Raw genomic sequence first — 15,319 nt, 5'->3', positions numbered from 1 at the left:
ATCCGCTGCAAAAAAGCGGATTTTTTACTGTATTAGTTATTAAGATCTGAGATTACAATTTCTACACGGCGGTTCTTCTTCATCTCTTCTTCTTGATTACTTATTTTAAGTGGCTTTGTATCCCCATATCCAATTGCCACAAACCTGCTTGAGTTGATGTTATAGGTTTCTGACAAGTATTGAATAACACTGCTTGCTCGGGCAGTAGAAAGCTCCCAATTTGAAGGATAATAACTGTTTCGAATAGGTCTCTTATCTGTATGACCTTCAACACGAATAACATTTGGCAGTTCTTTAATAATTTCACCTATCTTATTTAAAAATGGCCGAGATTCAGAAACGAGACTTGCTTCCCCTGTTGGGAAAAGGATTTGTTCTTGTAAAACAAGTACAACTCCTCGTGAATCTTTTTTAGCTGCGATTTTATCATCTAAGTTGTTTTTCTTCAATTTCCCTTTAATATAAGCCAAAAGTTCATCAGAGTTCATCGTTGACTGTACTTCTCCTTGACTTTCTTTACTATGTACATCTTTTGTTTTTTCACTAGCTAATGTTTTATCCATTGAACCAACAAGCTTCTGAAACTTGCTGCTATTAATATGAGACATGGAGAATAAAAGAACAAAAAAAACGAGAATAAGCGTAATCAAGTCTGCAAATGTGACAAGCCATTTTACATTTCCTCCATCTTCACGACGCTTTGGACGACGAAGACGATGTTTTCTAGATCTCAATTTCTTTAACTCCTTGTCCACCTTTTTCCCACTTGTTCTTCTTACGATTTAAACGTTCTTCTGTTGATAAAAAGGCAGATAGCCTCTCTTCTACCATACCTGGATTTTGCCCTGTTTGAACTCCAATAACGCCTTCAATTACACATTGTCTTAGGAAGATCTCTTGTTCTGTTTGTAACGAAAGTTTTGCTGCAAGGGGCTGAAACACTAAATTAGCAAGCAATGAACCATATAGTGTTGTTAAAAGAGCTACTGCCATATTTGGCCCGAGTAAAGAAGGATCATCCATATTTTTCAACATTAATACAAGACCAATAAGAGTACCGATCATTCCCCACGCTGGGGCATATTCAGCAGCTTTCTCAAAAATACTTCGACCTTTGCGATGACGTTCTTCTAGCGCATCAACTTCTAGATTTAATATTTCCTCAATCGTATCTGTCTCTACTCCATCAACAGCTAAAAGAATCCCTTTCTTCAAAAAGCGATCTTCTACATTTTCCATCTCTGCTTCAAGAGATAAAAGCCCTTCTTTTCTTGCTTTATTAGCAAAAGTAACAAAAAGATCCACATATGGTTCAGGCTCAAAATTTTGAGTGCGAAATGCCTGCTTAGCAATGGTTCCTACTTTTTTAAGCTCGTTTATACGAAAACTAACAAAAAGTCCTGCTAAAACTCCTCCTAACACAATAAAGAAGGAAGGGATATTTAAAAGGGAAAAGAAGTTCTCAATCCCTCCACTTGTAATAACTCCAAAAATAATAATGGCACAACCAACAACTAATCCTAGCGGTGTAAGAATATCATATTTCTTCATTACGTTTCTCCATTTTCTTTTACCCCAAGCTTTTTAGAAAGTTAGCTTCTCACTCATGAAAGCTCATCAGCAGCAGACTTAGAAGTCTGCTGCTGATGAGCTTTTATTTATTTTGTAGAATTGCGATATTCAATTCGATGTGGAAGTTGAACAATGTTGCTGTCAACTTGCTCTTTGTTCATTAATTTTGTTAATAGTCGCATTGCAACAGCTCCAATATCATACATTGGTTGTACAACAGTTGATAGTTGTGGGCGCACCATTGTCGCTAATCTTGTATTATCAAATCCAAGCACTTCAATGTCTTCTGGAATTGAAACGCCTTCATCTTGCGCTCCGTGAATAACTCCAAGAGCCATTTCATCTGTTCCAACAAAGATAGCTGTTGGACGATCTTCTAATTTCAAAAGTTGCTGAACAGCTTCAATTCCTGAATCGTATGTGTAGTCTCCTTCAGCAACATAATCTTCATTATAAGAAATATTTGCTTCTTTTAAAGCTCTCTTATAACCTTCATTTTTCTTTAAACTATTGATTGGTTCTTCCTCAGGGCCTGAAACATAGCCAATCTTGCGATGACCCTTCTCGATTAAAGCGTTTACTGCATCATAAGCAGCTTGTTCATAATCAATATTTACAGATGGAATTTCTTCTGATTGTTCAACAGATGCAGCAAGCACAACTGGAACTGGAGATTTTTTCAGTTCTTCAACATGGTCTTCCTGTACATTTCCACTCATGAAAATAATGCCATCCACTTGTTTGCCAAGCATTGTATTCAAGAGATGGAGCTCTTTATCTTTGTTTTGATCTGAGTTGCTCAAAATAATATTATATTTATACATTGTTGCGATATCTTCAATACCACGTGCAAGTTCTGCGTGGAAAATGCTTGAAATATCAGGGATAATAACCCCTACTGTCGTTGTTTTCTTACTAGCAAGACCTCTTGCTACAGCATTTGGGCGATACCCAAGTCTTTCAATTGTTTCTAATACTTTTTTTCTTGTTGATGGTTTTACATTTGGGTTTCCATTTACTACACGTGATACGGTTGCCATTGAAACATTTGCTTCTCTTGCAACATCATATATTGTAATATTCATGTTTTAACACTCCTTATATCAACGCTTTTCGCTTAGCTTATCCACATTTTTCACATAATAGTGATTAAATTTCGGATTCATTGTCTGTAAATAATATACGATACTATTTACATAATGACAAATGCTTATTGGTCTCTCATGTATATTTTTCACAAAAAGTTTACTAAATCGCATAAAAAAGGCTCAGCAACACGCCGAGCCTTTGGTATTACTCTTACATATTCCTCCAAAAGAATGCTATTCGTGTAAGTAACTACTTAGTTTCTCGTACGTAATGTCAAAATGAGAGGTATTCCCCTCTACATTGCCTTGCTTAAAATAAAGAACTTGAGGTGATTCATGTTTTACATTGTATTGTTCTGCCACATAATTTGAGAGAGGGCGTGCTTCTTGAACATATAAATAATAGCAGGGTACATTTTCTTCTTTAGAAAACTTCTCATATTGTTCAAAAGCATTTTGGCTAATAGGACACGTCGTACTATGCTTTAGTAAAAATAATGTATTATTTTCTTCTAGTGCTTGATTTAACTGCTCTTCTGAAAAAATTTTATCCACGCTTAGGACTCCTTTAGCTTGTAAAAATTAAAACGTTGCTAATAAAATTAGCAACGCTTTATTTCATTAGTGCTGACTTGAAGGTGTTTCTCCCTTGTATTCAGGACTTTTTACTTCTTCATCTAGCTTTTCTAATTGATCTTCTACTTCACTTTCAAGAACTTGAAGACTTGCATTTGAGATTTCATCATCCTCTGTGCTACGGAAGTTTTTCACTTTATCCATCACATTAGAGGACTGCTTTGAGAAATTTTGAGAAAAGTCTGCTGTTTTTCCTTTTGCTGATTCAGCAAATCCTTGACCTTTTTCAACAGCTACGTTTTTAAATTCCTCTGTTTTAAGGCGAACATATGCAGCTTGTTCGTTTAAATCTGTGCGAAGTTCTTTACCAGATTTCGGTGCTAATAGAAGTGCTGTAGCTGCGCCAATCACTCCGCCAATAACAGTCCCAACGATAAATTCTTTCCCGTTTCGATCGCCCATAATTGAATCTCCTCCTTTTTAAATCCTACATATACATACGTGAACGTTTCGGAACGTTCTCTTCTTCAATTTGTGGTGATTGCTTTTGTTGTTGATTTCTTTTTCCTTTTACTTTGTTCCAAATATCCATTGCGACGTTACTCCATTGAACAACTTGAGCAATTTTATCCTTATTTGCTTCAGTTTGTTCTGTGACCGTTGTAGACACTCGCGAAATAGATGTGTTTAATCCTTGGATAGAGTTTCCTACTTGTCTAACAGAGTCTACTACACTGTTTAGTGACTCTGATTTTTTTTGAATGTCAACTGCTAGTGCATTTGTTTTATGAAGCAGCTCTGTTGTTTCAACGGTAATACCCTTCATTTGCGTTTCCACACCTGTTAACGTTGTAGACACAGAGTCTAACGTAGTTTGAACAGATCGCAAAGTTTTAGAGAGTGAAATAACGAGGAAAAGAAATGCAACAGCAATAACTGCGACGCTTAAGTACAAGATGATAATCATGAACAGTAACCTCCTACTCTTTGATACGATTCACTACCCTTTTTCACCTAGAAACAAACATATTATTCACTGTGGACAGGAATCTCGGAAAAAGGAAGCAGGTCTCTTTATGTACTTATACTATTTTATCATTCGACAGAAAGAAAACAAACTCCTCTCTTTTTTTTATTCCCTTTTATTCATATTTTTATGAAATTTTCCTCTTCTAGGGTACAATAAGGACAGATATTTATTTCCAAGGAGGTTCCTCATGAAAGATCCAAGAATTCAACAACTAGCGAAAAACCTTATTCAATATTCCGTGAAGCTACAAAAAGGTGAAAAAATTCTCATTGAAAACTTCGGTTTACAAAAAGAACTTGTGTCAGCACTTGTAAAGGAAGCTTATGAAGCTGGTGGTCTTCCATTTGTAAGCTTAAAAGACCATACAGTAGATAGAAGTCTCTTAATGGGGGCTTCTGAAGAACAGTACGAGCTTATCGCTCAGTTTGAAGCGAACGTTATGAAAGAGATGGACGCTTATATTGGACTTCGCGCAGGAGACAATATTTTTGAGCAATCAGATGTACCCGCTGAAAAAATGAAAATCCAAGGCGATACAGTAGGCAAGAAAGTTCATCGTGAAATTCGTGTACCAAAAACAAAATGGGTAGTTTTACGCTATCCTACAGAATCAATGGCTCAGCTTTCAAAAATGAGTAAAGAAGCTTTTGAAGATTTCTATTTCAATGTTTGTAATCTTGACTACGGTAAGATGAATAAAGCAATGGATGCTCTTGTAGAACTTATGAATAAAACAGATAAAGTTCAGCTTATTGGAAAAGATACAAACCTAACATTCTCTATTAAAGACATCCCTGCTGTGAAATGTGCAGGTGAAATGAATATTCCTGATGGAGAAGTTTTTACAGCTCCTGTTCGTGATTCTGTGAACGGAGTTATCACTTACAATACACCATCTCCATACCAAGGATTCACATTTGAAAATGTAAAATTAACGTTTGAAAATGGAAAAATTGTTGATGCAACAGCAAACGATACTGAACGTATCAATCATATTTTTGATACTGATGAAGGAGCTCGCTTTGTTGGGGAGTTTGCAATTGGGGTAAACCCATACATTCAACATCCAATGCAAGACATCTTATTTGATGAAAAAATTGACGGTAGCTTCCACTTCACTCCTGGAGAATGTTATGAAGAAGCCTATAACGGCAACCATTCTAACATTCATTGGGATATGGTAATGATCCAACGCCCTGAATATGGTGGAGGAGAAATTTACTTTGACGATGTCCTTATCCGCAAAGACGGTCGCTTCGTCATTAAAGAGTTAGAAGCTCTAAATCCAGAAAACCTAAAATAAAAAAGGTTCCCATTAGGGAACCTTTTTTATACGAGTGTTTTTTGATATAATTCTTCGAACTTTTGAATGTCTCCTGCTCCCATGAAAATTAAGACCCCTTTTTCATGTTTGCCAAGCTTTTCAATGCTTTCTTCGCTAATAAGCTCTGCCCCTTCAATTTTAGAACGTAAGTCTTCAATTGATAAGTTTCCTTGTTTTTCACGAGCAGAACCAAAAATATCGCAAAGATAAACTTTGTCAGCACTTTGAAGAGATTCTGCGAACTCCCCTAAAAACGTTTGTGTACGTGTAAACGTATGTGGCTGGAATACAGCAATAACTTCACGATCAGGGTATTTTTGACGAGCTGCACTAATTGTTGCTTGAATTTCAGTTGGATGATGTGCATAATCATCAATAATTACTTGAGAACCTAACACTTTTTCACTGAAGCGACGCTTTACTCCTTCATAGGATTTAAAACGCTCTTGAATGATTTCGGAATCAATTTGCTCATAGTGACAAAGAGCAATAACAGAAAGAGCATTCAAAATGTTATGGTCTCCATAACCTGGGATATAGAATGTTGCATAAAATGTATTACGTACGAACACATCAAATGTTGTTCCTTCTGTTGTTTTCTCTACGTTGCGAGCTTGAAAGTCGTTTCCTTCTCGGAACCCGTAGTAGAGAACAGGTACTTTAGCTTGGATTTTTTGCAGATGTTCATCATCTCCACAAGCGATAATTCCTTTTTGCACTTGAAGAGCCATCTCCTGAAACGCACTAAATACATCATCTACGTTAGCAAAATAGTCAGGGTGATCAAAGTCAATGTTTGTCATAATTGCATAATCAGGATGGTAAGAAAGGAAATGACGACGATATTCACATGCTTCAAATGCAAAGTATTGGCTATCTGCCGTTCCCTTTCCTGTTCCGTCACCAATTAAATATGACGTAGGACGCGCACCTTGAATAACATGAGAAAGCATGCCTGTTGTAGACGTTTTCCCATGCGCTCCTGTAACAGCAACGCTTGTATACTGTTTCATAAAGTCTCCTAAAAAACGGTGGTAGCGAATGACTTCTAAACCTTGCTCTTTCGCTGCTTCAATTTCTTCATGCGTATCTGGAAATGCGTTACCCGCAATAATCGTTAATCCTTCGTGGATATTATCTTTGGAAAATGGATGAATTGGTATGTTCCGTTCTTCTAACGCTTTTTGAGTAAAAATCTTTTTCTCAATATCAGAGCCTTGTACTTGAAAGTCCATATCATGTAAAATCTGCGCTAGTGCACTCATGCCAGTTCCTTTAATTCCAACAAAATGGTAAACAGTCATAGAAAAGAACCTCCAAAATACGTCTATCTGTAAGACAGTATATGACGTTTATCTTAATTTGGTTATAAATACTTGTAATCTTACTTCTGTTGCTTGCATAAAATTAAATTTTCCAATCGTAAATCTTGAGCTTTTGACAGTAGAAAAAAGCCTTGCCTCAGGGTGCTAACGAGCTTAAAAAAGAATAAAGAACGTACTTTATGTACAGCTTTTCACTGTAACAGTTCATCATTATACCATTTCTTTAGATAATAAACCATTACGATTGAGGATAAGTTTCTGTATGTTTTTCCTTTTTTTCCATATTTAGCTTTCCCTTTTTTCTACTTCTCTCATTCATAAAAATAGCTTTTTTCTTTTAGCTTCTGTACTTCTTCATCTTTGACATACTATTTGGCGTGAAGTAAGAGCACTTTACTTTCTAGAGAGCAATGTGCTCTTTAGCTGTAAAACAATGCTGTCTTTTCATATAGTAAAACATTTTTTGCATCTCGACAACGTTAAGTTTTATTCTTCACATATATGCCATTCTTTTATTAAAATGTACTTGTTCCTTGAAGCTCCATAAGCTCATCCTCACTCATTAACACATCACGAGGCTTACTGCCTCTTGATCCTGAAATAACCCCTTGTTCCTCCATCATATCAATAAGACGAGCTGCACGGTTATATCCTACTCGAAAGCGACGCTGAACGCTTGATGTTGAGGCACCACCTTGATTGATTACAAACTCACAAGCATCATAAAAAAGCTCGTCTTCATCGCTCGCAAAGCTATCATGCTTTTGAAGAAGCTGCTCTTGGTTAAATAAATAGTTCGGCTTCATTTGGTCTCTTACATGCTGAACAACTTCATCAATTTCCTCATCTGACACAAAGTTCCCTTGGATCCGCACTGATTTTGACGAGCCATTTGCGAGCAGAAGCATATCTCCTTTTCCGAGTAGCTTCTCAGCTCCCGCTGTATCAATGATTGTTCTTGAATCTACTTGTGAAGATACAGAAAAGGCAATACGCGTCGGAACGTTTGCTTTGATCAGGCCTGTAATTACGTCTACAGATGGACGTTGTGTAGCCAGAAGTAGATGGATACCACATGCCCGAGCCTTTTGTGCGATTCGACAGATTGCCTCTTCGACTTCCCCTGGAGATACCATCATAAGATCAGCAAGCTCATCGATGATAATAACAAGGTAAGGAAGCTCCTGCCCTTTTTCTCCTTTTTTCTCAACAAGCTCATTATACTTTTTAATATCACGTACTCCTGTATGAGCGAAGAGTTCATATCTTCTTTCCATTTCCTCCACAGCCCACTTCAAAGCAGAAGTAGCAGCTTTTGCATCTGTAATAACTGGGCTTACAAGATGAGGAATATGATTATATGGCGCAAGCTCTACCATTTTGGGATCAATGAGCATCAATTTCACTTCATGTGGCGCTGCTTTATAAAGAAGACTGACAATAATTGTATTAATACACACACTTTTCCCTGAACCCGTTGCTCCTGCAATAAGACCATGCGGCATTTTGTTTAAATCCATCACAATAGGCTCACCTGAAATATCTAGACCTAAAGCAACAGAAAGCGGTGACGCGCTTTGTTGAAATTCGTTACTTTCTAGAATTTCTTTTAAAAGAACAGGTTTGCTATTTCGGTTTGGAAGCTCAATACCAATTGCATTCTTGCCTGGAATAGGGGCTTCCATTCGAATATCTTGAGCCGCCATACTTAACTTAATGTCATCAGTTAAGTTTGTTACTTTGCTTACTTTTACACCTGGTTCTGGCTGTACCTCAAAGCGAGTTACTGTTGGGCCTTGCGTAACATTTACAACGCTTGCTCGAACATTGAAGTTAAAAAGAGTTGTGTTCAAGAGCTCGCTTTGACTTAGCATCCACTCTTCATCATCCCCCTCCGTTCTTGGGGGATCTGCCAAAAGAGCTAGCTCAGGAAACTGATAATGTTCTCTATTAATCTTTTCTTCCAATTCTCTATCCCTGTTACTATCACGTTCATTCATCTCTTCGTTAGTTGGAAGAATCGTCTCTTTTTCTACTTTTTTTTTTAATTCCTGTCGGTCTTTTTTAAGCATCATAACATTGAAAGGAACATGCCGTTTTCGTTTCTCTTCCCTGTCGTCAGGTGACACTTTTCTTTGCTCACGGACTTCCTCAACAGGAGCTTCAGTCTGCTTCTCTTCAATAGGCTCGGGTTCTTTTATCTCGTATTCTTCTATTCTTTCATCTTCTAATGAAGCTGAGCTTATGTCCTCTTTTCTCTCTTCTTCAATCTCTTGAATAGGAGACAAAGAGACAGCATTCTGTGTTGGTTGTTCATCTTCACTTTCATTTTTAAAAGAGTGAGCAGGAGCTTCCTCTTCTTCGTATAAAGAAGGCTCTTCTGTAGCTGACACTTCTTCTTTTGCTTCATTCGTATACATAGAATCTACTTCTTCAAGCTGCTCCGCCTCTTCGTAAGAAGCAACCTTCTCCTTTTGAAGTGGCTCACTTTCATTCATCGTATAAATCTCTTCTTGCGTTGGTGGTGAATGCTCTTCAAAAGTAGGAAAGGCACGATAAGCTGATTCATCTTTCTTTTCTATTTCACGTCGTTCTCTAATTGGCGCAGATGAAGGAAGCTCAAATTCAATAATGTCGTCATAAACTTCCTCAGGTTCCTCCTTTTTATCCGGACGCTGATTAAATCCATAAATAGGAGAAGGTATTTCAGTTGGACGAAACGGTCTTGCTCTTAACTTTTCTTCTTCTACCTTTGGTTTTAGGTGATCAGAAGACATTCTTTCACTACTTTCTTGCTGCTCTCTCCATTGTTTTGGCGTTCTTCTTCTCTCTTTGGAAGAAAGAGAGCTTTCTTCATTAGAGACAGGAAGTTCTTCATACTCTTCCTTCCATCGTGCTGATGGACGAACCTCATGATTTCTTCTCCTATTAGAGGGTCTATTAGATGACCGTTTTGGTTGTTCTTCTTCTCTGTGACGAGGAGCTGCGTTTTCTTCTTCTTTCCAACGCGCTGACGGACGCACCTCACGCTCCTCTTCTCGCTCTTGTCGAGGCTGTCTAACGTCTGCATTATCATCAATAAGAGGGAAACGAAACTTTCCTTTTGGATATTGATAAGCGACTCGCGTTTCCAAATCAGACTGCGGTGTTTTCACTCCGTTTGGCCCACTCGGTTTTACGATTGGATGTTTTGGTTGCTTTTTAGGACTTTGCTGCTGTTTCTTTTTCTCTTCTTGAGCAGGTTCTTCTACAATAATCTCCTTCACTTCATATCCTAATAAGTAATCCACAAATTTTCGGATAAAACCCATTTTCATCACTCCAACGTTTTACTTTATCTATTCAAATCTCGGCTTAAATTTTTCGCAAAGGAATTCTTTTCATTTTCACATACATTTTACCACGTTTTTAAGATTTTCTATCCTCTTCTTCATATTTTTACAAATAAAGACCACTAGTGTATACACTAGTGGTCTGTAATTTTATCAAATATAAAAAAGAGCTTTCAACGATTTTTAAACATTTGTAATGTCTGAAAGAAAAATGTAGTATTTGTCTCTAGACTCTCTTCTATTTGTTATTTATTTGTCAAAAAAGGTTTTCCAATTTCTGCATTATCTTCTAGAACGAGAATTCCTTTTTCCTTCGGTGCATCTGGAAGTGCTAATTCTTTTGCTGAACAGATCATTCCAGAAGAAGCTACGCCGCGAAGCTCTGCATCTTTAATTTCCATTCCGCTTGGCATAACAGCTCCAACTTTTGCTACAACAACCTTTTGACCTTGATCAACGTTCGGCGCTCCACACACAATTTGAAGTGTTTCATTTCCTACGTTTACTTGACATACATTTAATTTATCTGCATCTGGGTGCTTTTCTTTTGATTCTACATATCCAACAACAAACTTTGGTGATAAATCAACTTCTACTTTTTTAAAACCGCTTTTTTCGATTGTTTCATTGATTTTCTCTGCTAACTCTTCTGTTAGATCAACTAAGCCGTTTGCTGACACTGTAAAATATGTAGAAGCATTAAAAATATTATATCCTGCTGTTTCGTTTGTTTTATTGTGATATACGCGTGCTACATCACCATTGCGCTCAACAGCTCGATCTTGAAGCTCAAGCTCATTTATTTTTACGATGAGTGTATCACCGATTCCTTCTCGATTGTAAAATACGTTCATGATTTTTTACCGTCCTTTTTTCTATTTTTAGCTAAAATGAAAATTGGCTCTAATCCACCGTTCTCATAAAGGAAAGAGAGTGCTGTAATCGGCACATGACCATCAGCAAAAAAGCTCATTGTAATCTGTGCAAGCACGTCATAACCTGTATCGTTTTTAATATCGGCAATAATTAAAACATCTTGATGTGGAACAGCCACTGCCATTGTACCATGAATTTCGGCTGAGAATTTCTTTAAAATTGACTCGTTTAAAATGCGACTAGCATCATAACCATCTTTGTTGTTAACAAAATAGAACGTATTTCCTGCCACGGTATCTTCTCGATATGAAAGTGGCAACGAACGAAGGTTGAAACGAGCCATCTCACGAACTTTCAGTAAATCCCATCCTTCTTTTTTCAAAAGGCGTTCATCAATAAGACGATACGTCGTTCCAAGGTCAAGGGCATAGTAAATACGTGTCTCTGCCGTATGGTCATCATATAAAAGCTTTGTACCATCGTTCGCTTCTGTTGGGAAAGAGGTTGAGCGAATAACAGGATAAACATTCCGTTCTTTGCCTGTTAATTCTTGTTCTTGTGACATTACTTTCAATGCCTCTTCTATATAGTAAACCATCTCATCAATGGCTTTTTCTTTCCTTATTTCCCATTTGGCAATAAGCCCTGGTAAAGAGACTGTTGTTCCCTTTTTTGTCTCTTTATCTTCAATGCGCAACGTGTCTTTTTCACGATCAAAAGAAAACGTCCAATGATCATTTTTCAATCGTTCTTTTAAAAGATCACGCATTTTCAAGCTTGTCATTTTCAACTGCTCTCACTCCTTAAGAATTAGAGGATAGACCTTCGATAAACTGCTCAATTTCTTCCTGTGTTTTTCTATCTTTGCTTACAAATCGACCAATCTCTTCTCCCTTACTGAATGCAACAAAGCTTGGAATGCCAAAGATATTAAGTTCTTGACATAACTCAATAAAGTCATCACGATCTACATAGAAGAATTTATATTGATTATATTTCTCCATAACTTCTGGTAAAATGGGCTCAATTACACGACAGTCCGGACACCAGTCTGCTGAAAACATGAAAATAACATCTTCTTTCCCAGCTAATTCTCTATATTGTTCAATTGTTGATAATTTTTCCATTCACTTTTCCTCCTAGATTATACAGTAAAATATGATATCTTTTTGATGTTAACAAATGAAGAGATTCACCGCAATGAAAGTATACTAACAACATTTATCGGCAACTTTTTAATTGCTTATACTGTCCAATCAGAGCTTTTACAATATCTGTAAAAACTTGCTCTCTTGAAATATATCCTCCTGTTAAAATGCCAATAGCTCCTTCATTTTGTCTAACGTTCTCTTTTTTGGCATATTCATCAATGATTTCCCCAAGCTCTCGACCACTTTTTAAAGGGGCAACAAATTCCTCTGGAAGCGGAATACGCAATCCTCCCGCTACAATAGGCTCACAGTCTGAAGCAAGAAGTGCTCCCCAGTTGCATAAAAGCAACCCTCTATCAGTCTCCACAACGCCCCCTTCTAACCCAATTCCAATTGCGACGTTTGCTTCAACTTTTGCGTTTCGGGCTCTGTTAATAGCTCCTTCAACGGTTTCCTCATCTGAAAATGGCTGAGCGGAGACTTCGCTTGATACGGATAAAGCTTTAATTTCTGTTGTCGTAAAGACAGCTTGTACAGCTCTTATTTTTGCAGGATTTGTCGTACCGAGCGCAATCATATTCTCTTCCCCTTTCATAAAAAAGTTCGGTAGCGTAGCATACGCTTGACCGAACCTTTGTCTATTAACCTTGTTCTAAAATCGTGTTTAACGTTGTTTGATCTGAAGATTTTACAAGCTTGATAAGCAGTTCTTTTGCTGCCGCATAGTCATCAATGTGAACCATTGATGCACTTGTATGAACATAGCGTGAACAGATTCCAATTACTGTTGAAGGAACACCCTTATTTGATAAATGAACGCGTCCAGCATCTGTCCCACCTTGTGATACAAAATATTGATATGGAATATTGTTTGTTTCTGCTGTATCAAGTACGAATTCTCTTACTCCTCGATGTGTGACCATCGTCCGGTCTAGGATACGGAGGAGCACTCCTTTTCCAAGCTGTCCGAACGCATTCTTGTCTCCAGAGGTATCATTTGCAGGACTTGCATCAAGAGCATAAAAGAGATCTGGATTAATCATATTTGCTGCAGATTGAGCTCCTCTTAAGCCAACTTCTTCCTGCACTGTTGCGCCTGAATAAAGCGTATTTGGGAGCTTTTCGTCTTTAAGCTCTTTTAATAACTCAATTGCTAAGCCACAGCCATATCTATTGTCCCATGCTTTAGCTAAGATCTTTTTCTCATTTTTCATCGGTGTGAATGGGCAGATAGGTACAATCTGATCTCCTTGCTTAATGCCCATTTCTTTTACTTCTTCTTTGCTATCTGCTCCAACATCAATAAGCATATTTTTAATGGCCATTGGGCGGTTGCGCTGACTCTCATCGAGAAGATGTGGCGGAATGGACGCAATAACGCCTACTACAGGTCCATTTTTTGTTATAACTTCTACGCGTTGGGCAAGCAGTACTTGACTCCACCAGCCCCCAAGAGGTTGAAATCGAAGCATCCCTTTATCTGTTACAGAGGTAACCATAAACCCTACTTCATCCATGTGACCTGCAACCATTACTTTTGGACCGTTGCCATTTCGAACTCCAAATGTACTGCCAAGACGATCTTGAATAATTTCATCAGAATATTTCGCAAGCTCTTCTTTCATAAATGTGCGAACAGCATGTTCATTGCCTGATGCTCCAGGTAATTCGGTTAATGTTTTAAATAATGCTAAAGTTTCTTGATTCATCATCATGCCCCTTTAGATATGTATAGTTATTTCTTTATTTTATCGAAAACAATCATGAATTGCTACTGCAGAACGAATTCGCCCCTTTTTACTTAACAAACCACCTTTTGTTCTGTATACTTTCTTATAATGAAAGCTGTTACAGAAATGGAGTGGAAGAAATGAATTGGAAAAGCTTAGCTATTGGACTTGCTGCAGGTGCAGCTGGAACTTATCTTCTTCAAAGAACGTGTGAACAAAAGATGGATGCTGAAAAAGCTCTTGAAACTGTAAAACGCGTTTTCAAACAAAATGGAACAGTTAGCGGTTCTTGGATTGAAACAACTAAAAAGACGTTTCACAAAGATGAGTTATTTTTTGAAGGATATCAAGGCGGTATTACAAGAAGTAAAAATGGTCTACAAGAACACTATGAGTTTTTTGTTGATAGTGTGACAGGCTCACTTATCGAATTCAAGAAAATTGGCTAGTCTCTTTGAATTTTTACCGAATCAACAATCACACCTTTATCGTTCCATGTTAAGGCACGATAATAATAGTCATGATAAAAAGTTAGCCAAGCCTTTTCATCAATGGCTTTTTTTAACCAACGCTCTTTTTGTAAAACAGATGTGACCGGATAATCATCATAAGCCATAACCCACAGTGGATTTTGATGGGCATGTGTACCAAGCAAATCACCAAGATGATAAGCAACATGCCCATCACTTTCTAGTCGGATAATGGCATGACCGCCGCTATGCCCTCCTGTTTTAATCATTTCTATTTCACTTATTACACTTACTGACTCTTCAAAAGGAACGACTTGCTTGCTTATTGCTTCCCAGTTCTGTTTCCAATATGTGTTTCGTGAGCGAAGGTTCGGACTTCTCATCTCATCCCATTCGGTTTTAGTGACGAAGATTTCAGCATTTTGAAATGTAGATACAAACTGCCCCTCTTTTACACTTGTTAAACCGCAAGCATGGTCAAAATGAAGATGTGTCATCAAAACAACATCAATATTTTCTGGAGACATCCCTAATTCTTTAAGAGCAGGGATAAGATTAGATTCTCTTGTTACGCCGAAATTACGCTTTTGCTTTTCTGTTAGTTTAGCAACCCCAAGCCCTGTATCAATAAGAAAGTTTTTATTTTCTTTTTGAATTAAAATAGGATCTGTACGAAGCGGAATTTGATTTTTTTCATTTTCTTCATATTTTTTTGACCATAAAGCCTTAGGAACTACACCAAACATTGCCCCACCGTCAAGATGATTGTCTCCTCCATCTAACCAAGTAAGTTTTAGCTCCCCTAATGATAACGTTTCCAAAAAATAACCTCCTTTTGCTTTTTC

Annotated in this window: 16 protein-coding genes; 2 read left to right on the top strand and 14 right to left on the bottom strand. The window is 37.5% G+C overall.

Annotated elements, in window-relative coordinates:
• Nucleotides 1-32: 32 nt before the first annotated feature.
• From B9N79_RS00585 to B9N79_RS00560, 6 genes are all read right to left on the bottom strand, one after another.
• Nucleotides 33-734: a flagellar motor protein MotB gene (locus B9N79_RS00585; RefSeq protein WP_019391170.1), complete on the bottom strand. Its 702-nt coding sequence runs from the start codon at nucleotides 732-734 to the stop codon at nucleotides 33-35.
• Nucleotides 724-1,551, bottom strand: a complete 828-nt coding sequence (locus tag B9N79_RS00580) for a MotA/TolQ/ExbB proton channel family protein (protein WP_019391169.1) — start codon at nucleotides 1,549-1,551, stop codon at nucleotides 724-726. The genes B9N79_RS00585 and B9N79_RS00580 overlap by 11 nt, the downstream gene beginning before the upstream one ends.
• A gap of 107 nt (nucleotides 1,552-1,658) precedes the next feature.
• Nucleotides 1,659-2,657, bottom strand: coding sequence for a catabolite control protein A (gene ccpA, locus B9N79_RS00575; RefSeq protein WP_040056932.1), 999 nt, complete (start codon nucleotides 2,655-2,657; stop codon nucleotides 1,659-1,661).
• A 237-nt stretch (nucleotides 2,658-2,894) separates the two neighbouring features.
• Nucleotides 2,895-3,215, bottom strand: coding sequence for a bacillithiol system redox-active protein YtxJ (gene ytxJ, locus B9N79_RS00570; protein ID WP_040056933.1), 321 nt, complete (start codon nucleotides 3,213-3,215; stop codon nucleotides 2,895-2,897).
• A 66-nt stretch (nucleotides 3,216-3,281) separates the two neighbouring features.
• Complete coding sequence (locus tag B9N79_RS00565; protein WP_019391166.1) at nucleotides 3,282-3,698, bottom strand: YtxH domain-containing protein; 417 nt, start codon at nucleotides 3,696-3,698, stop codon at nucleotides 3,282-3,284.
• Between the two features lie 25 nt (nucleotides 3,699-3,723).
• On the bottom strand, nucleotides 3,724-4,203 hold the full coding sequence (locus B9N79_RS00560; RefSeq protein ID WP_019391165.1) for a DUF948 domain-containing protein: 480 nt from the start codon (nucleotides 4,201-4,203) through the stop codon (nucleotides 3,724-3,726).
• Between the two features lie 250 nt (nucleotides 4,204-4,453).
• On the opposite strand from B9N79_RS00560, the gene B9N79_RS00555 reads away from it, so the two are divergent.
• The gene (locus B9N79_RS00555) at nucleotides 4,454-5,569 is read left to right on the top strand and encodes an aminopeptidase (protein ID WP_046217907.1); all 1,116 of its coding nucleotides are present in this window, start codon (nucleotides 4,454-4,456) and stop codon (nucleotides 5,567-5,569) included.
• A gap of 26 nt (nucleotides 5,570-5,595) precedes the next feature.
• Here the strand turns inward: B9N79_RS00555 and murC are convergent, their stop codons facing one another.
• From murC to B9N79_RS00520, 7 genes are all read right to left on the bottom strand, one after another.
• On the bottom strand, nucleotides 5,596-6,894 hold the full coding sequence (gene murC, locus B9N79_RS00550; protein WP_040056935.1) for a UDP-N-acetylmuramate--L-alanine ligase: 1,299 nt from the start codon (nucleotides 6,892-6,894) through the stop codon (nucleotides 5,596-5,598).
• A 536-nt stretch (nucleotides 6,895-7,430) separates the two neighbouring features.
• Nucleotides 7,431-10,226 carry a DNA translocase FtsK gene (locus B9N79_RS00545; protein WP_048896882.1) on the bottom strand — a complete coding sequence of 932 codons (2,796 nt, stop codon included), beginning with the start codon at nucleotides 10,224-10,226 and terminating at the stop codon, nucleotides 7,431-7,433.
• A gap of 266 nt (nucleotides 10,227-10,492) precedes the next feature.
• Nucleotides 10,493-11,101, bottom strand: coding sequence for a YtpR family tRNA-binding protein (gene ytpR / locus B9N79_RS00540; RefSeq protein WP_046217908.1), 609 nt, complete (start codon nucleotides 11,099-11,101; stop codon nucleotides 10,493-10,495).
• The gene (locus B9N79_RS00535) at nucleotides 11,098-11,907 is read right to left on the bottom strand and encodes a DUF1444 domain-containing protein (protein ID WP_026009469.1); all 810 of its coding nucleotides are present in this window, start codon (nucleotides 11,905-11,907) and stop codon (nucleotides 11,098-11,100) included. The genes ytpR and B9N79_RS00535 overlap by 4 nt, the downstream gene beginning before the upstream one ends.
• A gap of 19 nt (nucleotides 11,908-11,926) precedes the next feature.
• Nucleotides 11,927-12,250, bottom strand: a complete 324-nt coding sequence (locus B9N79_RS00530; RefSeq protein ID WP_019391159.1) for a thioredoxin family protein — start codon at nucleotides 12,248-12,250, stop codon at nucleotides 11,927-11,929.
• A gap of 94 nt (nucleotides 12,251-12,344) precedes the next feature.
• The gene (locus B9N79_RS00525; protein ID WP_019391158.1) at nucleotides 12,345-12,851 is read right to left on the bottom strand and encodes a DUF84 family protein; all 507 of its coding nucleotides are present in this window, start codon (nucleotides 12,849-12,851) and stop codon (nucleotides 12,345-12,347) included.
• Nucleotides 12,852-12,915: 64 nt separating this feature from the next.
• Nucleotides 12,916-13,983: a M42 family metallopeptidase gene (locus B9N79_RS00520; protein WP_046217909.1), complete on the bottom strand. Its 1,068-nt coding sequence runs from the start codon at nucleotides 13,981-13,983 to the stop codon at nucleotides 12,916-12,918.
• A 161-nt stretch (nucleotides 13,984-14,144) separates the two neighbouring features.
• Here B9N79_RS00520 and B9N79_RS00515 point away from each other — a divergent pair, with 161 nt between their 5' ends.
• On the top strand, nucleotides 14,145-14,453 hold the full coding sequence (locus B9N79_RS00515) for a hypothetical protein (RefSeq protein ID WP_019391156.1): 309 nt from the start codon (nucleotides 14,145-14,147) through the stop codon (nucleotides 14,451-14,453).
• On the opposite strand, the gene B9N79_RS00510 is transcribed toward B9N79_RS00515, so the two are convergent.
• Nucleotides 14,450-15,295: a YtnP family quorum-quenching lactonase gene (locus B9N79_RS00510; RefSeq protein WP_019391155.1), complete on the bottom strand. Its 846-nt coding sequence runs from the start codon at nucleotides 15,293-15,295 to the stop codon at nucleotides 14,450-14,452. The genes B9N79_RS00515 and B9N79_RS00510 overlap by 4 nt on opposite strands.
• Nucleotides 15,296-15,319 lie beyond the last annotated feature (24 nt).

Source organism: Priestia filamentosa, assembly GCF_900177535.1.
GTDB lineage: Bacteria > Bacillota > Bacilli > Bacillales > Bacillaceae_H > Bacillus_I > Bacillus_I filamentosa.
This window is presented reverse-complemented; position numbering and strand designations above follow the sequence as displayed.